The sequence below is a fragment of the Cryobacterium sp. AP27 genome, assembly GCF_056680495.1.
Window position 1 is genome coordinate 1,141,135 of sequence record NZ_CM155285.1, and the last position, 18,993, is coordinate 1,160,127.

An 18,993-nucleotide genomic window follows, 5' to 3' on the forward strand; every position below is an offset into this window, starting at 1 on the left:
TCTGTGCTAGTAGCGGCGCGGGGGACGCTCGCTGCGGTCGCGGTCTTCCCGACGCACGCCACCGCCACCGTCGGCACGCAGCTCGATGAGCTTGCCACTGATGCGGGTGCCGGAGAGCTTCGAGAGGATGTCCGAGGACAGATCGGCGGGCAGCTCAACGAGTGAATATTCCGGGTTGATCTGGATGTGACCGAAGTCTTCACGGCTGAGGCCACCCTCGTTGGCGAGAGCCCCGACGATCTGACGCGGCTCCACCTTGTGGCGCTTGCCCACCTCGATGCGGTATGAGGCCAGCGCGCGGTCCGAGTTGCGCGGGCGGCGCTCGACGCGGTCGCCCTGCTCGGGGCGGTCGCCGCGCGTTCCACGGTCTTCGCGACGGTCGCTGCGGTCGTTCCGGTCGCCGCGGGGCGGTCGGGAGTCGCGGTCGTCGCGGTCCCGGTCGAAGCGCTGCACACGGGCATCCTTCGCGGTGAGCAGCAGGGGCGTCTCGCCCTGCGCCACCACGGCGAGCGCGGCAGCCACGTCGGCCTCCGGCACATCGTGGTGCTGCACGTAGTGCGCGATGATGTCGCGGAACTTGCTGATGCGCTCGGACTCGCCGAGGGCCGCGGTGATCTGATCATCGAAGCGGGCCAAACGGGTGACGTTGACGTCATCCGGGCTGGGCAACTGCATCTGCGTGAGCGGCTGGCGGGTGGCCCGCTCAATCGCAGTGAGCAGCCGGCGCTCACGCGGCGTGACGAAGCTGATCGCGGCACCGCTGCGGCCGGCGCGGCCGGTGCGGCCAATGCGGTGCACGTAGGACTCGGTGTCGATCGGGATATCGAAGTTGATCACGTGGCTGATGCGCTCAACGTCGAGGCCGCGAGCGGCGACATCCGTGGCGACGAGGATGTCCAGCTTGCCGGACTTGAGCTGCTCAACGGTACGCTCACGCTGTACCTGGGCAACATCACCGTTGATGGCCATGGCTGAGTAACCGCGTGCGCGCAGCTTCTCGGCCAGGGTCTCGGTCTCGTTCTTGGTGCGCGCGAAGACGATCATGCCCTCGAAGTTTTCGACCTCGAGGATGCGCGTGAGCGCGTCGACCTTCTGGCCGTACGAGACGACAAGGTAGCGCTGCGTCGTGTTCGCGGAGGTCGTGGTCTTGTTCTTGACCGTGATCTCTTTCGGGTTGTTCAGGTACTTCTGCGAAATGCGGCGGATGGAGGCGGGCATGGTGGCGGAGAACAGGGCCACCTGCTTGGAATCGGGGGTGTCGGCGAGGATCGTCTCGACGTCTTCGGCGAAGCCCATTTTGAGCATCTCGTCGGCCTCGTCGAGCACGAGGTACTTGAGTTCGCTCAGGTTCAGCGTGCCCTTTTCCAAGTGGTCCATGATGCGGCCGGGAGTACCGACGACAATGTGCACGCCGCGACGCAGCGCGGATAGCTGAACGCCGTAGCCCTGTCCGCCGTAGACGGGGAGCACGTGCACGCCACGCATGTGGGTGGCGTACTTTTCGAAGGCTTCGCATACCTGCAGGGCAAGCTCGCGAGTGGGGGCCAGCACGAGGGCCTGCGGGTTTTTCTGTGCAAGGTCGAGGCGGGAAAGGATGGGCAATGCGAAGGCGGCGGTCTTGCCGGTTCCGGTCTGGGCGAGGCCAACGACGTCGCGGCCTTCAATCAGCGGCGGAATGGTCGCGGCCTGGATCGCAGAGGGAGTCTCGTACCCGACGACCTTGAGCGCCTTCAGCATTGCGTCGTTGAGTCCGAGATCGGCGAAGGTTGTCGTTGCGGGGGCAGCGTCTGCATCGCTCCGGGTTGTTGTTTCAGGAGGCGTCATACTCTAACGGTACTCGATGCGCGCCCCCAATTCGTGAGGTATCGCCTGCTCGGGGCGAGAAAGACTCGTGACCGGGGACGCCGGCTACGCATCGAGGAGGCGCTCGAAGCCGTCGAGGATGAGGTCGAGACCGAACGTGAACTCGTCACCGTAGTCATAGCCGGGCTGCAGCACGTGAGCGATCGTGAATTCGGTGAGGTCGGGGTACTCCGACATCGGCAGGTGGGCCAGCATCTGCGCCGCCATGGCCGCGGACTCCTCCTCGGTGTGAAACGGCAGCGCCTTTTCTTGTACCGCGAACCCATAGATGTAGCTGTCGATGGCCGAGAACGCGTGCGCGGTCAGGGTGGTGGAGAACCCGGCCCGGCGCAGCGTGCCGATCACCCGGTCGTGATGCCGGAGCGTGGCCGGGCCCGGATTGGTGCCGGAGTCGCGCAATGCGGTGGCCCAGGAGTGACGCGTCAGCACCGCTCGGAAGGACACGGACCGCTGGCGCATGGCCACCTTCCAGCCGTCGCTGTGGGAGGGCAGCTCGATCTCGGTGAAGATGGCGTCGACCATTCCGGTGAGCAGATCGTCTTTGTTGGCCACGTGGTTGTACAGGGACATCGCTTCCACGCCGAGTTCATCTCCGAGCCGTCGCATCGTGAGCGCCTCGATTCCGCTCGTATCGGCGAGCGCGATGGCGGTGTGCAGAACCCGGTCGCGGTTGAGGCGAACCCGCGGCCGGGCCTTCGGCTTGCTCGGTGCCATCGAATTCTCCCGTTCTTACGCTGTCCTGTTGACAAGCTTACACTGTAGGCATATTTTACTTACAACATAAGTTTACGAACTCGGAGAAGCCATGACATTCCTGCAGAAGACACAGAGCGCTCGACCGTCGTCACTCGCGGCGAGACTGAATTTCACGCATTGGTCCCCGCGCACCGCGAGCCTCGTTTCGGGCGTTGCGCTGGCGATCATGGCGATACTGGCCGCCGTCGCCAACTTCGGCGCGATAGTGCCCCTGGTGACACCGGGCGACGCGGCCGCAACCACGCAGGCGATTCGGGGTGCGGAGCCTCTCTTTGTGATGGGGGTCATCCTGCTCTTCATTGTCACGCTGCTCGATATTCTCGTCGCCGGCGCCTGGTACGCACTGTTCCGTGATGTGCATCGAACGGTCGCCGCTGTGGCCGCCTGGACCCGCACGGTGTTCGCGGTGGCGTTCATGGTGGCCATCGGCCAGCTCGTGGCGGCGGTCACGCACCTGGACGAACCGGCCGTCGTGCTGCGCTCTGTCGAGGCGTTCACCACGATCTGGGTCACCAGCCTCGGGCTCTTCGGCATCCATCTGCTCCTGATCGGCTACCTCGCCTGGCGCTCCGGGTTCGTGCCCCGGGTTCTGGGTGGGCTGCTCGGCCTCGCCGGCGTCGGATACCTGGCCGACGCCATCGGGATCACTCTGGTCGAGGACTTCTCCGCCGTGTTCGCGCAGTACCTCTTCGTCGGTGAGGTCGCGATCATCTTCTGGTTGCTGATTCGCGGTCGCCGGATGGGCGCGCGCTCGCCTCGCCAGGCCACGGGGCCGGGTGCGCGCTGACTCGGTGGGTGTTTCGATGGCGCTGGCCGCAATTTTGCTTGACGCTTCAACCACCCTCTGCTTTACTTGAAGCTACAACCAAACGCGCGGCGCGCAGATTGCAGGAACGCCATGACCCAGCACGCGACCCGACCCAACGGTGACCTGCTGGCCGCCGAAACGGGAATGGATGCCGTGAGCCTGCGCGTGGGCGACCTGGCGTTGATGTCCTCGTACTATCGGGACGCCCTCGGCCTTGAGTCGCTCAGAGAGCATGGCTCTTCCGTTGTGCTCGGGCGCGGACTGACCCCGCTCGTGGTGCTCGAGCATGCCGCCGGGCTGCCGGCGCCGTCGCGCTCGCAGGCCGGACTGTTCCACACTGCCCTGCTGTTTGACGGCCCCGCCGCACTCGCCGCCACCGTCTACCAGGCCTCGCGCGATCGCCGCTCCTCCTACGTCGGGAGTGCCGATCATCTCGTGAGCGAAGCGTTCTATTTCACCGACCCGGAGGGGAACGGGATTGAACTGTATGCGGACCGGGATCGCTCCGAGTGGGCGTACCGGGACGGGCACGTTGACATGCAAACGCTGGCGCTCGACCCGAATCGCTACCTGCGAGAGCATCTGCCGGAAGCGGGGGACGCAGCGCAGAACGGTGAGGCAAAGGTCGGGCACGTGCACCTGCAGGTGGGCGACGTTGCGACGGCCCGAGCGTTCTACGTGGATGCCCTTGGTTTCGAGGTCACGGTCGAGATTCCCGGAGCGTTGTTCGTGAGCGCGGGCGGGTATCACCACCACATGGCGATGAACACCTGGAACAGCCGGGGTGCCGGGCCCCGCGCCGCCAGCCTCGGCCTCGCCGAGGTGGCTATCACGGTGCCGACACGGGTCGATCTCGACTCGGTGAGTGAGCGTCTGCGTCATCGATCCCTTTCCGTGCGGGACGACGGCAACCAGCTGCGGGTCGACGACCCGTGGGGCACGCCGGTCACGCTGAGTGTGGGCGGAGCGCCCGCCTAGGGTCGACGCACCCGGGACCGGCTGTGCGGCGCGACCGCGCGGGTCGGGCAGGATGGATGTATGCCAAACACCGAGCAGCAGCCCTGGGTCACGAACTATCAACCGGGAGTGCCGGCCGAGATCGACCTTCCCACCGAGTCACTGGTGGCGATGCTGGAACGCTCGGTGGCGGAGGCGGGAGACCATCCTGCGCTCGAGTTCTTCGGTCGACGTACCACGTACACCGAGCTCGGCGACCAGATCGATCGGGCGGCCGAAGGCCTTCGAACGCTGGGTGTGCACGCCGGCGACCGCGTGGCCGTGCTCCTGCCGAACTGTCCGCAGCACGTCGTTGCGTTCTACGCCGTGCTGCGCCTCGGGGCCGTTGTTGTCGAACACAATCCGCTGTACACGTCCAGGGAGCTGCGGCACCAGTTCGAAGACCACCAGGCACGCATCGTGATCGCCTGGGACAAATCCGTTCCCTCCCTGCGGGCGTTTCCGGCGGACATTGAGATCGACCACATCGTCTCGGTGAATCTGCTCACCGCATTCCCGACCGCGAAACGGCTCGCTCTGCAGCTCCCCGTGAAGAGGCTGCGCGAGTCGCGAGATGCCCTGACCGGCCCCGCCCCGGGTACCATCTCGTGGAAGGACCTGCTCGGGCACGGAGCAATCGACCCGGACCACCCGAGACCGTCCGTCGAGGATCTCGCGGCGATCCAGTACACCTCAGGCACAACCGGGCGGCCCAAGGGCGCGATGCTCACCCACTTCAACCTCTACGCGAACGCCCTGCAGGGTGAGGCCTGGATGCACGGTGCCGAGTACCGCAAGGAAATCTTCTACGCGATTCTGCCCATGTTTCATGCCTTCGGCATGACGCTGTATCTCACGTTCGGTATCCGCAAACAGGGACTGCTCGTGCTCTTCCCCAAGTTCGAGCCGGGGCTGATCCTCGATGCCATGAAGAAGTCGCCGGCCACGGTGTACTGCGCCGTCCCGCCGATCTACGAGCGCACCGCGCAGGCCGCCAAGGAGAAGGGAATCTCTCTTCGCTCGTGCAAGTACTGCATTTCGGGCGCCATGAACCTGCCCGACCATGTCGTGGAGCTGTGGGAATCCGTTTCCGGCGGGCTTCTCGTGGAGGGATACGGGATGACGGAGTCCTCCCCGGTCGCCCTCGGCAACCCGTTCCATCCCACGCGTCGCCCCGGCACGATCGGTGTTCCGTTCCCGTCCACACTCATGCGCGTTGTCGACCTCCTCGACCCGACCGTCGACGTGGAGCAGGGACAGCCGGGGGAGTTGCTGCTCAAGGGGCCGCAGGTCTTTCAGGGGTACTGGAACAACCCGGAGCAGACGCAGCAAACCCTGCTTCCCGGGGGGTGGCTGCGCACGGGGGACATCGTCACGGTTGATGCCGACGGTTTCACGACCATCGTGGATCGTGCCAAGGAGCTCATCATCACCGGCGGATTCAACATCTCACCCTCCGAGGTGGAAGCGGTGCTGCGCCTGCACCCCTCCGTCGTCGACGCGGCCGCCTTCGGCAAGCCCCTCGAACGCGGCGGGGAGATGGTGGTCGCCGCGGTCGAACTGGCCCCGCACGCCACACTCGACGAAGACGCGCTCCGCGATCACTGTCGCCAGCACCTCGCGGCCTACAAGATTCCCCGCCGCATTGTGCAGATGAATGAGACACCGCGCTCGATGCTCGGCAAGATCCTGCGCAAGGAGGTGCGGGAGAGGGTCTTGCCGACGCTCTGACCGCGCCGATGATGCCCGCGCCCGCGGATCAGTGCGGGAAGTCGCGAGGCGGCCGACCGAACACGGTCAATGCAGCATCCGCGTCACCGACCGTTGACCAGGCCCCCTCGAATCGAATGACGGCCAGGGCCGATGTGCTCATGTGCACCGATTCGCCCGTGGCCACGGTCACCAGGCCTTCGATCCCGGGATTGTGGCCCACGAGCACCACGGTCTGTGCCGTGCTCGGAAGTTCGCCCAGCACGGTAAGGAGTTGTCGGCTTGACGCGGCGTATACGCGGTCATCGTTGACGCTGGGCGGTGCAACGGTGAATTCCTCGGCGGCGAGACTCCACGTACTGCGCGCTCGCGTCGCGGGGGAGACTACGACCAGATCGATTCCGGCAACGTGGTACCCGAGCCATTTGCCCACGAGCGGTGCCTGCCGTCGACCGCGATCGTTCAACGGTCGATCGATGTCGGACTCACGTCCGGACCAATCCGATTGGGCATGCCGCAGCAGAATCAACGTTTTGTCATGCATCTCGTGCACCGGATCTCTTGCAGGTTCCCGACCAGATCATCGATACAGTCTGACAAACCCCCGGCTCGGCGGCAATGGCTCCGTTACGATGCGCCTATGACTCCGGAGCAAATTGCGCTGAGCAGCCTGCAGGCGCAATGGTGGGGTGTGGCCGCGGCCTTCCTCACCGTCATCGTTGCTGCCGTTTTCGGGTACCTGACCCTGCTGAACAACCGGCGCGCCCAAGACGCCCAGAATCGCGCGACACGGGCCGCCGTCACGGGCCGGCCGCGGCGTCCGGGGCGGCTCAGACAGGCCGGACTGATGCCGGCACCCGCCGAAGTGGCCTGGGCGGTACAGACCTCGGGCGATCAATGGATTCTGGTCAACGAGGGAACGACAACGGCCCACGACGTGCGGCTGACCGGCTACACCGAGCTGGATCAGCGACGGATCTCGGTCGCCGACGGGGCTCCGCGGACCCTCGAGCCGGGAGAGGCCCTGGCATTTACGGTGTTGTCACGCTTCACCGTACGCGGACCCGCAAACATTGTCGTGACCTTCGCCTTCGAGCCGGGCGCCGAACCGGCCCGGCAGACCCTGCTGGTGCCGTCCCGTTAGGTGGGCCGATCGCCCGTAGGCAGGTGCGAATCTCACGCGTATCCTGAGGCGTATGAATGACGATGAACAACTGCGCAGAGAAGCGCGAAAACGGCTGAGGGCTCGGGCAAGTTTCTGGACCTACATTGGGGTGTGGGCGGCCGTGTCGATCCTGTTGACGGCCATCTGGTTCCTCACGAGCCCCGGAGTGTACTTCTGGCCGGTCTGGGCCATCTTCGGGATGGGAGTCGCGGCGCTGTTCGTCGGGTTGGATGCCTACGGACCCGGTCGGCGCTACCACACCGAGTCCGACGTCGACGCGGAAATCGAGCGGATGACGCGGCGTCCCGGTCAGCGCGATCCGTCTCGCCGCGACGACCCGACGCTGTAGGATCGCCGCGCCGGTGGCCGCGTAGCGGCGAGGCCTAAACCAGTCGCACGATCAGGTCGGCTCGATCCCGGGTGGACTGGACGAGGGTGGCATTGCGTTGGTCGGAGCCGCCGGCCCAGAGCTCGGCCTCGACCGGAGTCTTGCCGAACGCTTCGTGCCGCAAAACGAGTCGTTCCCGCCGCGTCTCGTCCGCGAGCTCGAGAAACCAGACCTCGTCCATCATCCGGCGCGCGTCGGGCCAGGAATCGTGCTCCAGCAGCAGGTAGTTCCCCTCGGTGACCACGAGGGGAATCGCGGCGGAAACCGGGATTGCTGAGCCCACGGATTCCTCCAGGTCTCGCCGGAATTCCGGCGCGTAGATCGGCGCATCAGGGAAGGGGAGCGTTGTGTTCTGGTGCCGTAGGAGCCCCATGAGTGCGGCGAATCCGACGTCGTCGAACGTGTCAGGGGCGCCCTTGCGCCCGCGTCGTCCGAGGTCCGCCAGAACGGCATTCGCGAGGTGGAACCCATCCATGGGCACGAGCGTGGCGAGGTGAGGTCCGAGCGCGGCGACCACGAGCGCGGCCATCGTTGATTTACCGGCTCCGGGGGCACCGGTGATACCGAGGATGTGTCGTTTCCCGGGGACGGCCAGGGCGCGGGCTCTCTCGACGAGCTGCGCGAGAGACAGCTCCTGCACGATGGGCTCGCTCACGGGATCATCTCCTTCGTTGGCTGCCGGTCGTCCGGCGCGAAACCAGCTTAGGACGCCTGCGCCGCACGGGAACGTGACGTGGTGGACGGGTGCGAGTCGATATGGTTCTCCGCGCGGCGCAGGATCTGTTCATCCCGTTTCGTGATCTGCTGCGGGTGAATCAGCAGGCTGTCGCGAACCTCAACGTAGCGCCGGTAGAGGCGAGGCGTCGGGTTTTTTCCGAAGAGCAGCGCGGCCCGTGAATTTGCGGAATCCAGGGAGAGTTCCGGAGTCTCTGCCATCAGCCCGATCCACAGCGGCGTGAGGCTCAGAAGCAGCAGTCGCGAGCGCGCATTTCTGCCCAGTGTCTTGAGTCCATCCACGGCTGAAGTGAGGCTGGCGCCGATGGCCAGGCAGAGCGGCGCCGTCAAGAGCGACGCGAGGTGAAGCACGGCGACGTCTTGCAGGAATGTACTGTCGTGATCGACGAATCCGAGGCCCGCACCGGTGAGGCTGAGAATCGAGTAGACCAGCACACCGAGGCAGCCAAGGGCGATGAACGCCAGTGACACCTTCGTGATGGTTCTGGTCTGCCTTCGAATATCGCGGAGACAAGCAGCGGCCACAGAGATAGAGAAGAACACGAGCGCGAGCCAGGTGGTTGATGAGTACAGGATGAAATCGAGCTGCGGGAGGGCCTCTCGAACGGTATCGAATCGCCATTGGCCGCCAAAAAAGAGCACGGCCTGAAGGGCGATGATCGCCGCGACCACCGAAACGGAGATGGTATTTCGACGGGGCGACAGACCGTCCTTCGACGTGGCGCTCTGCACGAGAGCGTCAAGCAGAGCGACGGTGATGATGGCCGTGGCGTGAAAGATGAAGCTCGTGGTGTTGATTCCCCCGAACCCGGAGTCAACGGCGAGGTAGATCTCGAGGGGCTGCGGCGTCATGGTCACGGCGAACGCGAGCAGGAACCAGAACACCAGCCGTCTCTTGCCGCGCAGCGCGGGGGGCAGGCAGAGTATGGCGGCGAGCCACAGACTGGCGATGACGACGACTTGAATGACGAGGAACATGGGAGACTTTCTCGGTTACGACGGCGAGTGGAGTGCGTCCGCCTGCCCATCGGCCGGCGGGCGGCAGCCCGTCCTAGGTGGTAGCCGCGACGAAGGCACGGGAGAAGGTCCACTGCGGACTACTCACCCCCGAGCACATGTACGTCGGGATTGTTGCCGTACAAGGCTGATCACGTGTCATCTCCCACCAGCCGAGGCTGGCTAGCGCGTTCGCACTGGCGAATGCTCCGACAGTGGTCGCGTCGGCCGGCGTGAAGATCTCTCCGGGAATATCATTCGCGCCGAGCATTGGCGTGATCCCGACCAAGGATAGTCGCTGCGCGGCGGTCAGGCCCGCATAGGCCGGAATGCCCGCCAGCTGTGTGGCGGTCGCCTTCGCCGCAGAAATGGCGGCCGTTCCCATCGCGGTCGTCCCATCGCCGTAATCCATGGCCATGATGTTGACGGCGGAGAGTGTGACGCCGGCGGCGGCGAACTCGGTCACTGTGCGCACGCCGCTCGGAATGAGGCCGTAGGGCATCACCGGCAGTGTGAGTGAGACCTGCAGCGGATGTCCGGCGGCCGCGCGCTGGCTCTGCAACAGGGCGACGGCGGCCGCGCGGCGCTTGTTCGAGGTCGAATCCGACACGTCAGAGCCCGCGATGTCGAAGTCGATGCGGTCCAGGTCGTAGCGCGTGACGACCTTCGTGTAGGCGTTGAGCAGCGTGGTGGGATTCGTGCATACGCGGGCCAGTTCGTTGTTGATGGCACCGCCGAAGGACGCGATGAACTGTTTTCCATCGGTCTGGAACGCACTGATATTCGCCTGGAAGTCACCGGACGTTCCGACCGTGTACGCGGTGTATCCAGCCCATGTCGGGCTGCACGCGCTCGCGCGATCGGCCACGATGAAGGAGCCCGTGACCGCTGTGACGCCCGTCGTCGCGGCGAACGCGGACAGGTTTGCGGTGGGCCAGAGACCCAGGTCGACGTAGGGGGCGACGAGAAGGGCGCCAGCCGGTGTCGGTGTCGGTGTCGCGGTTGGTGTTGGCGTGGGCGTCGGGGTCGGGGTCGGCGCGGCCGTGGGTGTAGCCGTGGGTGTCGGCATGGGTGTGGGCGTTGCGGTGGGCGTCGGCGAGGCCGTCGCGGCCGGCGTGGGGGTGGGGGTCGGCGTGGATGCGCCGGCGATGGAGCAGGAGATCGCCGGGCTCCCGGCGGGCAGGCCAATCACTGTGCAGGCGGTGGGGGACAACGTCGGCGTGGTGCCCTTGAAGGACGTGAGTCCGAAGGAGGTGCGTGCGCCCGGGGCGAGCGTCGTCGACCACGACGGTGCCTTCACCGCGAATCCGCCCGCCGACGCCATGACCCTGCCGTTCCACAGGGTGTTGATCTTGTGGCCGTAGGTGAACGACAGCTGCCAGGGGTTGATCCTCGTCGTCGAGCCGTTCTGCACGCCGACCTCGGACTGGAATCCCGTAGTCCACACGTTCGTGTTCGCCCACGTGACGGTGACCCCGGCGGGGGCCGCGGTCGCCGGACCGGCGCCGGCCGCGCCAAGCCCCAGTGTCAGCACGACGGAGGCGGTGAGGGTGGTCGCGAACAAACGCAGCCCGCGGAGATGTGACGATTTCACTCGGATGTCCTTGTGTGTGCAGGGGAGAGCGGATGGCGGCAGCGACGAGGGGACAACCGACTGGCGATCCGTTTCCCGTAACCCAAATGGGGCTAGACCGAGGATTGGGTCTGATCGTACTGTATTCCGACACCCGCGTGTCGCCGGACTTCGCGCAGGCCACCGGGTCGTTTAGGCGTGCTGAGACAAGGCACAGGTGGCCAGCACGGTGCGACCGCCGGACGCCGACCGAGGCACCATGTCGACGAGCGCGATCTGCTCGAGAAGCACCATGTCGCCGGCGTGCATGCGACCGTGGTTCTTGAAGGTGATGTGCGGTGTGAAATCCATGCCGGTGAAGGCCGGTTCGTCCGGGGAATCGCCCAGGGGTTGCACGCCCGCCACCAGCCGTTCGTGCAGACGCGCGAGAGCCGGGTTCTCGACGACGACCGAGACGGGAACATCGTGTCGGCGGCCGAACATCTGCTTGCGGCCCACGACGGCGGTGATGGCCGGTTCAGCGGATGCCGCCGCGGCCATGCGCGCCGCCACATCGGCGGGCGCGGCATCCGTTCGAAACGGTGCCAGAACGGTGATGTGCAGCGGCCACTCGTGCACGGCGAACCGGTCACCCGTCTGAAGAGGGGACAGGGGAAGAACGATGACGAGTCGGGGCACGTGCCGATCGTACTGGGGGGCGCCGCCGCTTCGCGTACACATTGCCTCGAGATCGCGGTAACGATTTGCCGGCGTCACGGTTGCACCGTGCATGACGATTCCGCTTTCAATTCTCGATCTCGCTCCCATCACTCCCGGACACAGCATCCGGGAAAGTTTCGCGGGGAGCGTTGCACTCGCCCAGACCGCCGAGAAGCACGGCTACACCCGGGTCTGGTACGCCGAGCATCACAACATGCCCACCATCGCATCGTCGGCCACCGGCATCCTGATCGGGCATGTTGCCGGGCACACTGAGAGCATCCGCCTGGGCGCCGGCGGCATCATGCTGCCGAACCACTCGCCGCTGGTGATCGCCGAGCAATTCGGAACCCTCGCCGAGCTCTACCCCGGCCGTATCGACCTCGGCCTCGGTCGAGCACCGGGCAGCGACCAGACCACCGCCAGGGCCATGCGCCGCGATCCCCGCGCGAGCGACCAGTTTCCGCAGGATGTCACCGAGTTGCAGGCCTACCTCAGCGGCGAGTCGATCGTCCCCGGCGTGCAGGCCATTCCCGGCGCCGGCACCAACGTTCCGCTGTACATCCTCGGCTCGTCATTGTTCGGCGCGCAACTGGCTGCAGCCCTCGGCCTTCCCTACGCCTTTGCGTCCCACTTCGCGCCGGACTCGCTCTTCGAGGCCATCGCCACCTACCGTCGTGACTTCCAGCCGTCGGCGCAGCTCGCGGCACCGCATGTGATGGTGGCCGCCAACGTGATCGCCGCCGATGAGGCAGCAGACGCGACGGCGCAGTTCGAGACGATGCGCCGCCGGCGCGTGCGCGGCATGATCTCTCGCGGGCCCGCGACGCCGGACTACACGGACGAGCAGATCGACACGTTCCTGACGACGACCCAGGGCGTGCAGCTGGCCAACATGATGCGCTACTCCGCGGTGGGTACTCCGGCAGAGGTACGGGCCTTCCTCGACGACCTGGCCGCGTCCACTCAGGCGGACGAGCTCATCCTTGCGCACCCGTCCAGCGAGATCGACGCCCGTCTGCGATCGGTGGAGCTCACGGCAGAGGCCATGGCCGGGTCCCTGGTATAGCTGCGGGCGTGAGCTTTCGGCAGGCGTAGCCTGAGGGCATGACCCCGGATGCTCTTGTCGACTTCTGTCTGAGCCTGCCCCACTCGGAGGAGAGCTTTCCCTTCGGGCCGGAGACGAGCGTGTTCAAGACCACTGGAAATGGCAAGATCTTCGCCCTCTCCGCCCTGGCCGGAGACCCGCTGACGGTGTCGCTCAAGTGCGATCCGGAGGAGAGCCGCGCGCTGCGGGAGGAATTTCCGGACGTGATCACGCCCGGTTACCACCTGAACAAGAAGCACTGGATCACGATCGTGCTCGACGGGCGATTGGACGTCGAGCTCGTGCAGCAGCTCATCCATGCCAGCCATGCCCTGGTGCGACCGAAGGTACCTCCGGCTCGGGGCGCCCAGGCCTCGAGCCGGGAAACCTAGACGCTGTCGATGGCGTCGCCCATCGGGTCGGAGGCCGCCGGGTCGGTCAGTGCGCCGCCGCCGACCGGACGTCCGGCCCAGGACTGGAGCGTCCATCCGGCTTCGGGCGATCCGGTCAGTTCCGCGACTCCGGTGTTGTCGAGATCATGCTGAGCGGTAAACATCGGCGGAATGTTGGCGGCGCGCATGGCTGTCCAGACGCGAATCGATGCGCCGTGGCTGAAAGCCACCGCGGTTTGGGTCGTGGCGGCAATGCGCGCGATGTCGGCGTCGAAACGGTCGAAGAAGGCATGGCCGTTGGCCGCCCCCGGCATGACGGCACCCAGGTCGCCCTGCACCCACGCGAAAACCGTTTCCATGTAGGTGCGCACGGACTGATGGTCGCTGAGCCCCTCGAGCGTGCCGGCCTCGATCTCGTGCAGGCCCGGCAGCACCTGAACGGGGAGGTTGCGCTCAGCGGCGAGTGGCCCCGCCGTCAGCTGCGTGCGAATGAGAGTCGACGCGAAGATGGCCTCCGGGGAGCGATCTCGCAGGGACCCGGGAACGGCAGCTGCCTGTGCGGAGCCGAGGCTGGTGAGGCCGGGACCGGGATGCGCGGTATCCAGCAGCCCGAGAATGTTCGACGGAGTCTGGCCGTGACGGATGAGAAGAAGTCGCATGGTCACCCCAGCTTAGGGAAGCCAACCTGTGAGAGCCCGCTTCACCGTGTAGGCGATTCGCAGCGGCGGCTGTCACCATGGGCACACTCGAACCCGACAGAAAGCAGCAGCCCTATGACGATCATCAAAATCAACGCGATCACCGTGGCCGACGACAGTGGCGACGAATTGGCCCAGCGATTCGCGGCCAGGGCCGGCGCCGTTGACGACCGACCCGGATTTGAGGGATTCGAACTGCTGAGGCCCACGGACGACCGGAGCACCTGGCTTGTACTCACCCGCTGGGCGGATGAGGCGTCGTTCCAGGCGTGGGAGTCCTCGCCCGCCTTCGGGCACGGGCACCGCAGCGAACAACCGAAAGACGGCGAACCTGCCGCCCGCCCCGTCGCGGTCAGCAGCGAGTTGTGGTCCTATGAAATTGCCGGCGGCACCGCCGGCTGACCTCGAGTGCCCGAACGCCCCGTGACCGGCACCAGCGCGGACGCCCGCGCGGAGCCGGGGTTATGTTCCCGACCCCCCACGGTCTAGGATAGACATGTCTAACGTAATTCTTGGGGGAGGAAACACAGGATGGCAGTGCCGGATGAAGGTCGTGTGTCACAGGCACAGGCTGCAGGCGGGCACGTCGGGGTCGTTGGTGGGCGAGTGCGACCGAGTCGGGGGCTCGGTCGGCTCGTGAACCGCGCCGCTCGGGGCATCGGACGCCTGTCGCGGTCGTTCGGGTCGGCAGGGCAGTCCGACGTTCGGGACAATGCCGAACGCACGGTGCAGGTCTGGATCCGCGGGCTGTTGCCGGCGGACGGGACGAGCCACGCCGTCATGTATTTTGACGGCTGGCGCCTGCCGCGGGTCAGCGTCGAGATCAGTCGGGACGCGTCCGGAAACCTGCGTGTTGCCAACTGCGAGGCTGTGCAACTGGCCATCAACACGATCCTGGCCGGCGAAACGGTGGTCGTTCAGGTGTGCACGAACGAACCTCCGGCGGAGGGACAGGCGCAGGGGGACGCCAGTGCGGAAATTGCCGCCGCGCCACCGACCATCACACGGGTCTGGGTGTTCGATCTCGATGGTCCGCGGCCCGTGAAAGCGGATGTGCTGGTGGCCAATGCGCGCGCGGATCCCGCGGCGGTGCGCGACAACGAGGGTGCACACTTCGAAACGGGTTGGCCGGTGACCGGGCTGCCAGGAGGAGCCTAGCTACGAGAGAGTTGCCTCTGCTCGTGCCCATCGGCCCGGCGTGGTCACCGCACCGCGGCGACGCGATCCAGCCCGTCCCGCAGGTCAGCGATTAGATCTTCGACCGATTCGATCCCCACCGACAGGCGCAGCATCCCGGCCGTGATGCCCAACCGAGCATTGAGATCGGGGGCGAAAGACGCGTGCGTTGTGGTGAGAGGATGCAACACCATCGACCGGGTGTCCCCGATTCCCGTCATGCGACTGAAGATGCGCAGCCCGTTGCTGAAGGCGCGAGCGCCCTCGGTGCCTCCCCGCACCGTAATGGCGAAGACCGACCCGGTTCGCCCGTTGTAGTAGCGCTGCGCCAACTCGTGCAGTGGACTGCTGGCCAGCCCGGCATAGTCGACGGCCTGCACCTCCGACTGTTTCTCCAGCCAGTGGGCGATGGCTGTCGCGTTGTCAACATGGCGCTCCATTCGCAGCGAGAGCGTCTCAATGCCCTGGTGTAGCAGGAACCCGTTGAAGGGCGACAGCGACGGTCCGATGTCGTTGACGACGGCCTCACGCACGTACTGCGCGTAGGCGGCCGGTCCGAAGCGGTCGAGGAGCGAGGGGAGCCCCGGGCGCAACGATTCCGTCAGCAACGGGTAGTTCCGGGAGCGCGCGGACCAGTCGAACGTTCCCCCGTCAATCACCGCCCCGGAGACACCCGCGCCGTGCCCGCTCAAGAACTTCGTCGTCGAGTGCACGACGATGTCTGCGCCGTGCTCGAAGGGACGAATCAGATACGGGGTGGCGACGGTGTTGTCGACGACAAGGGGAATGCCGTGCCGCCGGGCGACAGCCGCGACCCGCGCAATGTCGACGACGTCATTGCGCGGATTCGGAATGGTCTCCGTGAAGATCGCCTTGGTGGTGGGACGAATGACCGCATCCCAGGCGGCGTCGCTGTCGGTGTTCCAGACATAATCGACCTCCACGCCGAACCGTCGAAAGCTGCGGCCGAACAGGATGCGGGTGCCGCCGTAGATGCTCGCGGTCGAGACGATGTGTTCCCCCGACTCGGCGAGGGCGAAGAGAGCCGCCGTGATGGCGGCCTGCCCGGAGGACACCACGACGGCCGCCGTGCCGCCCTCGAGGGAGGCGAGACGTGCCTCGGCCACGGCGTTGGTCGGGTTGCCCTGGCGGGAGTAGATGGGTTCACGCGAATCTCCGGCGAACCGGGCGGCCCCGTCGTCGAAGGAATCGAAGACGTAACCCGCGCTCAGGGTCAGTGGCGGAATCCGCGCGCCCCGGTTCGCATCCGGGTATTCGCCGACATGAACCTGGCGAGTATCGAAGCTGAAATCCGTCCAATCGGCGATCGGCGCGGCGACGGTGCCGGCTTCGGTGGACGGTGTCGTGAGGGCGGGGGCCGGCATTGGGGATCCTGTCGCTGTCGTCGGGGCCGGCGCGCCGGCATCCGTGGTGAATGGCACCGTTCAGGCCGCGCTTCGCACGGAGGCCGGCCGTGCGGAGCCGGCCGTGGCGCCGGGCGTGCGTGCCACGAGGGCCTTGATCCGGGCGACGGCTTCCCGCAGCGTGTCGGGGGAACACGCGAGGTTGAGCCTGGCGAACCCGCGGCCGCCGGGGCCGAAGCACTCGCCGTCGTTCAAGGCGACCCTGGCCTCGTCGAGGATGCGCCGGTATGGGGAGTCGCCGAGGCCCAGCGGGCGAAGGTCGAGCCAGGCAAGGTAACCGGCGCGAGGCCGGTGGTACACCACGGCGGGCAGCTGTTCACCGAGGAGGGATGCGAGGAGGCGATCGTTGTGGACAATGTGGGTGATGGCACTGTCCAGCCAGTCCCTACAGGCAAAGGCCGCGATGTTGGCGTGCAGCCCGAGGATGCTGGTGCGACAGGCGACCTCCTCGGGGAGGCGGTTCAGCAGCTGATTGGTGTCGTCGTTCGCCGCAACGATCAGGGCGCACTTCACCCCGGCGAGGTTCCAGCCTTTGCTCGCGGATGTCACGGTGACGGCGCGCGTGCCGGCAGCGGATGCGAGCGGGGCGAAGGGTGTGAACGTGACGCCAGGGTGGGTGAGCGGGGCATGGATCTCATCGGAAACAACGAAGACGTTGTACTTGGCCGCCAGGCGCGCGAGGGCCTCGAGCGTTTCCCGGTCGAAGACGATGCCGTGCGGGTTGTGCGGGTTGCAGAGCAGGAACGCGTCGACGCCGGCGGCGAATTCGCGTTCGATGCCGTCGAGGTCGAGCGTCCAGGTGCCGTCGCACTCGACGAGCGGCGTCTCGGCGGCGGCGGCGGCCACCTCGTCGACCAGTTCGTAGAACGGCGGGTATACCGGCGGTGTGAGGGACACCCGTCCGCCGCGCGGGACCACGAGGCGCAGCACCTCGACGATTCCGACGCTCACGTCGGTGGCCAGGTGCACATGTTCGGGATTCACGCGCCACGCCCAGCGGGTGAGGGCGAAGTCCGCGAAGGCGGGGGCGAGAGGGCCCGGACCGTCGAGGTAGCCGGTATCGGAGGCCTGCACACGCTGCACGAGCGTCTGAACGATTTCGGGGGCGAGGGTGTAGTCCATCTCGGCAACGAACAAGGGAAGTACGTCGGCAGGAAACCGAGTCCACTTGATGCTGCTGCGCTCTGCCCGAATACGATCGAGGGGCGCTACGGGGAAGACTGACATGACCACAGCCTGTGGCAGCGACCGCCGTTTCGCGAGCGCCCGCGTAAATATTCGACACATGCGAAAGCCACCGTTGTGGCCAGGGGAGCTAGGGGAGGAGGGACAGGATGGTGCGGAATAGGGCGAGGGCAACGGTCAGGGCGACGAGCACGAGGGACGCGATCACCAGGCCGCGCCCGCGGGCCTTGGCGGGGATGACCCGGTACGCCTGCGTCGTGAAAGCGAGGCCGATGACCCCGACGATGAGCGAAGGCAGGGGAAAGACGATGGCGAGTACGAAACCGGCCAGCGCGAGCCAGAAGCCCGGCACACGGCCGGGCGTCTTCGACCAGTCAGGGCGCGGGGCGCCGAGGCCCAGCAGGTTGTTGCCGTCCATGTTGGCGCGCGGGTCATTCATTTGGTGCTCCTTCATGAATCGTTCGTCACAGTGTCACAGTGTCACAGGTCCTGCGCCAGAAAAGCTCGGGCCGCGTCGCGGAAGTGCCGGGAGGTGGGCGCATTGAAGTGGTTGCGGCCCGGGATCTCATAGAACGTGCCGTGGGGAGTGGCCGCGGCGAGCGCGCGAGACGCCTCGAGGATGTGATCCTCACTTCCGGTGGCGAACATGACCGGTTGATGGGGAGCATTGGCCGCGCCCGGCTGTTCGCCGTCGCGCATGCCTTCCACGAGGGCGACGAGCGATTCGAGGTTGTTGCCGGGATCCGCCTTCGCCATGGTGAGGAACGCCCGAGTCAGGCGGTCGGTCACGTCATGTCCGTGTTCGATGTGCGCGCGGGCATCGTCAATGTCGAAGCGTTTCAGCGGATCCCCATCGGGGATCCCGCCGAGCACCGCCCGATTGATCCGGTCCGGGTGGTCGTGGGCCGCCCGCCAGCCGACCCGTGCGCCGAGGGAATAGCCGACGAAGCCGACCTCATCGATCAGATACGCGTCGAGAACGTGCAAGACGTCGTCGGCGAGGGTGCCCATGGCAAAACTTTCCACCCGGAGCGGTTTGTCGCTCGCGCCGTGACCGCGCTGGTCGAGGGCGACGAGGTGGTACCCGTCACGCAGCAGGTCCCGCACCCAGCCGGTACGGTGCCAGTTCGCCATGGCGCTCGACGCGAACCCGTGCAAGAGAAACAACGTCGGGGCATCCGGGTCACCGAATTCGTAGGTGGCGAGGTGGGTGCCGTCGGTGGCATGAACGATCTTGGGCGAGGGAGCGGCAGGCGTGGACATCAGAATCTATTTCACCACGGCCCGCGCGAGAATACCGCAGGCGATGCCCGCAGTCCCGGTGTGGCCATCGGGCGACTAC

At 66.3% G+C, this 18,993-nt stretch carries 21 protein-coding genes; 9 read left to right on the forward strand and 12 right to left on the reverse strand.

From position 1 onward, the window contains the following. Window positions 1-6: 6 nt before the first annotated feature. Window positions 7-1,824, reverse strand: coding sequence for a DEAD/DEAH box helicase (locus tag AC1MB9_RS05395; protein WP_479964007.1), 1,818 nt, complete (start codon window positions 1,822-1,824; stop codon window positions 7-9). A gap of 84 nt (window positions 1,825-1,908) precedes the next feature. Further along, window positions 1,909-2,577, reverse strand: a complete 669-nt coding sequence (locus AC1MB9_RS05400) for a TetR/AcrR family transcriptional regulator C-terminal domain-containing protein (protein ID WP_479964008.1) — start codon at window positions 2,575-2,577, stop codon at window positions 1,909-1,911. 91 nt (window positions 2,578-2,668) lie between these two features. On the opposite strand from AC1MB9_RS05400, the gene AC1MB9_RS05405 reads away from it, so the two are divergent. The 3 genes from AC1MB9_RS05405 to AC1MB9_RS05415 all read left to right on the forward strand — a co-directional run bounded on the left by AC1MB9_RS05405 (window position 2,669) and on the right by AC1MB9_RS05415 (window position 6,154). Continuing rightward, the gene (locus AC1MB9_RS05405; protein ID WP_479964009.1) at window positions 2,669-3,406 is read left to right on the forward strand and encodes a DUF4386 domain-containing protein; all 738 of its coding nucleotides are present in this window, start codon (window positions 2,669-2,671) and stop codon (window positions 3,404-3,406) included. A gap of 111 nt (window positions 3,407-3,517) precedes the next feature. After that, entirely contained in the window at window positions 3,518-4,405 is an 888-nt protein-coding gene (locus AC1MB9_RS05410; protein ID WP_479964010.1) for a VOC family protein, read from the forward strand. A gap of 60 nt (window positions 4,406-4,465) precedes the next feature. Next, the gene (locus AC1MB9_RS05415; RefSeq protein ID WP_479964011.1) at window positions 4,466-6,154 is read left to right on the forward strand and encodes a long-chain-fatty-acid--CoA ligase; all 1,689 of its coding nucleotides are present in this window, start codon (window positions 4,466-4,468) and stop codon (window positions 6,152-6,154) included. 28 nt (window positions 6,155-6,182) lie between these two features. On the opposite strand, the gene AC1MB9_RS05420 is transcribed toward AC1MB9_RS05415, so the two are convergent. Beyond that, window positions 6,183-6,677, reverse strand: a complete 495-nt coding sequence (locus AC1MB9_RS05420) for a SixA phosphatase family protein (protein WP_479964012.1) — start codon at window positions 6,675-6,677, stop codon at window positions 6,183-6,185. 96 nt (window positions 6,678-6,773) lie between these two features. On the opposite strand from AC1MB9_RS05420, the gene AC1MB9_RS05425 reads away from it, so the two are divergent. Together AC1MB9_RS05425 and AC1MB9_RS05430 are read left to right on the forward strand one after the other, a co-directional pair. Beyond that, window positions 6,774-7,277, forward strand: a complete 504-nt coding sequence (locus tag AC1MB9_RS05425; RefSeq protein ID WP_479964013.1) for a hypothetical protein — start codon at window positions 6,774-6,776, stop codon at window positions 7,275-7,277. Window positions 7,278-7,329: 52 nt separating this feature from the next. After that, a complete protein-coding gene (locus AC1MB9_RS05430) occupies window positions 7,330-7,647 on the forward strand; it encodes a 2TM domain-containing protein (RefSeq protein ID WP_479964014.1) in 318 nt (105 codons plus the stop codon). Between the two features lie 34 nt (window positions 7,648-7,681). On the opposite strand, the gene AC1MB9_RS05435 is transcribed toward AC1MB9_RS05430, so the two are convergent. The 4 genes from AC1MB9_RS05435 to AC1MB9_RS05450 all read right to left on the reverse strand — a co-directional run bounded on the left by AC1MB9_RS05435 (window position 7,682) and on the right by AC1MB9_RS05450 (window position 11,668). Next, window positions 7,682-8,341 carry a nucleoside/nucleotide kinase family protein gene (locus AC1MB9_RS05435; RefSeq protein ID WP_479964015.1) on the reverse strand — a complete coding sequence of 220 codons (660 nt, stop codon included), beginning with the start codon at window positions 8,339-8,341 and terminating at the stop codon, window positions 7,682-7,684. A 47-nt stretch (window positions 8,342-8,388) separates the two neighbouring features. Then, complete coding sequence (locus tag AC1MB9_RS05440) at window positions 8,389-9,399, reverse strand: DUF6545 domain-containing protein (protein ID WP_479964016.1); 1,011 nt, start codon at window positions 9,397-9,399, stop codon at window positions 8,389-8,391. A gap of 73 nt (window positions 9,400-9,472) precedes the next feature. Then, window positions 9,473-11,011 (reverse strand): glycoside hydrolase family 18 protein, encoded by a 1,539-nt coding sequence (locus AC1MB9_RS05445; RefSeq protein ID WP_479964017.1) that lies wholly within the window; start codon window positions 11,009-11,011, stop codon window positions 9,473-9,475. Window positions 11,012-11,182: 171 nt separating this feature from the next. After that, a complete protein-coding gene (locus tag AC1MB9_RS05450; protein WP_479964018.1) occupies window positions 11,183-11,668 on the reverse strand; it encodes a 2'-5' RNA ligase family protein in 486 nt (161 codons plus the stop codon). A 91-nt stretch (window positions 11,669-11,759) separates the two neighbouring features. Here AC1MB9_RS05450 and AC1MB9_RS05455 point away from each other — a divergent pair, with 91 nt between their 5' ends. Both AC1MB9_RS05455 and AC1MB9_RS05460 read left to right on the forward strand, forming a co-directional pair. Continuing rightward, the gene (locus AC1MB9_RS05455; RefSeq protein WP_479964019.1) at window positions 11,760-12,758 is read left to right on the forward strand and encodes an LLM class flavin-dependent oxidoreductase; all 999 of its coding nucleotides are present in this window, start codon (window positions 11,760-11,762) and stop codon (window positions 12,756-12,758) included. Window positions 12,759-12,796: 38 nt separating this feature from the next. Then, on the forward strand, window positions 12,797-13,168 hold the full coding sequence (locus AC1MB9_RS05460) for an MmcQ/YjbR family DNA-binding protein (RefSeq protein ID WP_479964020.1): 372 nt from the start codon (window positions 12,797-12,799) through the stop codon (window positions 13,166-13,168). Here AC1MB9_RS05460 and AC1MB9_RS05465 read toward each other — a convergent pair. Then, a complete protein-coding gene (locus AC1MB9_RS05465; protein WP_479964021.1) occupies window positions 13,165-13,827 on the reverse strand; it encodes a histidine phosphatase family protein in 663 nt (220 codons plus the stop codon). The genes AC1MB9_RS05460 and AC1MB9_RS05465 overlap by 4 nt on opposite strands. 114 nt (window positions 13,828-13,941) lie before the next feature. Here AC1MB9_RS05465 and AC1MB9_RS05470 point away from each other — a divergent pair, with 114 nt between their 5' ends. Together AC1MB9_RS05470 and AC1MB9_RS05475 are read left to right on the forward strand one after the other, a co-directional pair. After that, window positions 13,942-14,268: an antibiotic biosynthesis monooxygenase family protein gene (locus AC1MB9_RS05470; protein WP_479964022.1), complete on the forward strand. Its 327-nt coding sequence runs from the start codon at window positions 13,942-13,944 to the stop codon at window positions 14,266-14,268. Between the two features lie 204 nt (window positions 14,269-14,472). After that, window positions 14,473-15,024, forward strand: a complete 552-nt coding sequence (locus AC1MB9_RS05475) for a hypothetical protein (protein ID WP_479964023.1) — start codon at window positions 14,473-14,475, stop codon at window positions 15,022-15,024. A 44-nt stretch (window positions 15,025-15,068) separates the two neighbouring features. Here the strand turns inward: AC1MB9_RS05475 and AC1MB9_RS05480 are convergent, their stop codons facing one another. The 4 genes from AC1MB9_RS05480 to AC1MB9_RS05495 all read right to left on the reverse strand — a co-directional run bounded on the left by AC1MB9_RS05480 (window position 15,069) and on the right by AC1MB9_RS05495 (window position 18,914). Continuing rightward, on the reverse strand, window positions 15,069-16,427 hold the full coding sequence (locus AC1MB9_RS05480) for an O-acetylhomoserine aminocarboxypropyltransferase/cysteine synthase family protein (RefSeq protein ID WP_479964024.1): 1,359 nt from the start codon (window positions 16,425-16,427) through the stop codon (window positions 15,069-15,071). 60 nt (window positions 16,428-16,487) lie between these two features. After that, the gene (locus AC1MB9_RS05485) at window positions 16,488-17,693 is read right to left on the reverse strand and encodes a MalY/PatB family protein (RefSeq protein WP_479964025.1); all 1,206 of its coding nucleotides are present in this window, start codon (window positions 17,691-17,693) and stop codon (window positions 16,488-16,490) included. Window positions 17,694-17,781: 88 nt separating this feature from the next. After that, window positions 17,782-18,090, reverse strand: coding sequence for a hypothetical protein (locus AC1MB9_RS05490; protein ID WP_479964026.1), 309 nt, complete (start codon window positions 18,088-18,090; stop codon window positions 17,782-17,784). A 41-nt stretch (window positions 18,091-18,131) separates the two neighbouring features. Further along, entirely contained in the window at window positions 18,132-18,914 is a 783-nt protein-coding gene (locus AC1MB9_RS05495; protein WP_479964027.1) for an alpha/beta fold hydrolase, read from the reverse strand. Between the last annotated feature and the right edge of the window lie 79 nt (window positions 18,915-18,993).

Bases quoted from the DNA above. Each gene is read 5' to 3' on its own strand.
- AC1MB9_RS05395 (WP_479964007.1), bottom strand. From the start codon at position 1,824: ATGACGCCTCCTGAAACAACAACCCGGAGCGATGCAGACGCTGCCCCC.
- AC1MB9_RS05400 (WP_479964008.1), bottom strand. From the start codon at position 2,577: ATGGCACCGAGCAAGCCGAAGGCCCGGCCGCGGGTTCGCCTCAACCGC.
- AC1MB9_RS05405 (WP_479964009.1), top strand. From the start codon at position 2,669: ATGACATTCCTGCAGAAGACACAGAGCGCTCGACCGTCGTCACTCGCG.
- AC1MB9_RS05410 (WP_479964010.1), top strand. From the start codon at position 3,518: ATGACCCAGCACGCGACCCGACCCAACGGTGACCTGCTGGCCGCCGAA.
- AC1MB9_RS05415 (WP_479964011.1), top strand. From the start codon at position 4,466: ATGCCAAACACCGAGCAGCAGCCCTGGGTCACGAACTATCAACCGGGA.
- AC1MB9_RS05420 (WP_479964012.1), bottom strand. From the start codon at position 6,677: ATGCATGACAAAACGTTGATTCTGCTGCGGCATGCCCAATCGGATTGG.
- AC1MB9_RS05425 (WP_479964013.1), top strand. From the start codon at position 6,774: ATGACTCCGGAGCAAATTGCGCTGAGCAGCCTGCAGGCGCAATGGTGG.
- AC1MB9_RS05430 (WP_479964014.1), top strand. From the start codon at position 7,330: ATGAATGACGATGAACAACTGCGCAGAGAAGCGCGAAAACGGCTGAGG.
- AC1MB9_RS05440 (WP_479964016.1), bottom strand. From the start codon at position 9,399: ATGTTCCTCGTCATTCAAGTCGTCGTCATCGCCAGTCTGTGGCTCGCC.
- AC1MB9_RS05455 (WP_479964019.1), top strand. From the start codon at position 11,760: ATGACGATTCCGCTTTCAATTCTCGATCTCGCTCCCATCACTCCCGGA.
- AC1MB9_RS05460 (WP_479964020.1), top strand. From the start codon at position 12,797: ATGACCCCGGATGCTCTTGTCGACTTCTGTCTGAGCCTGCCCCACTCG.
- AC1MB9_RS05465 (WP_479964021.1), bottom strand. From the start codon at position 13,827: ATGCGACTTCTTCTCATCCGTCACGGCCAGACTCCGTCGAACATTCTC.
- AC1MB9_RS05470 (WP_479964022.1), top strand. From the start codon at position 13,942: ATGACGATCATCAAAATCAACGCGATCACCGTGGCCGACGACAGTGGC.
- AC1MB9_RS05480 (WP_479964024.1), bottom strand. From the start codon at position 16,427: ATGCCGGCCCCCGCCCTCACGACACCGTCCACCGAAGCCGGCACCGTC.
- AC1MB9_RS05485 (WP_479964025.1), bottom strand. From the start codon at position 17,693: ATGTCAGTCTTCCCCGTAGCGCCCCTCGATCGTATTCGGGCAGAGCGC.
- AC1MB9_RS05490 (WP_479964026.1), bottom strand. From the start codon at position 18,090: ATGAATGACCCGCGCGCCAACATGGACGGCAACAACCTGCTGGGCCTC.
- AC1MB9_RS05495 (WP_479964027.1), bottom strand. From the start codon at position 18,914: ATGTCCACGCCTGCCGCTCCCTCGCCCAAGATCGTTCATGCCACCGAC.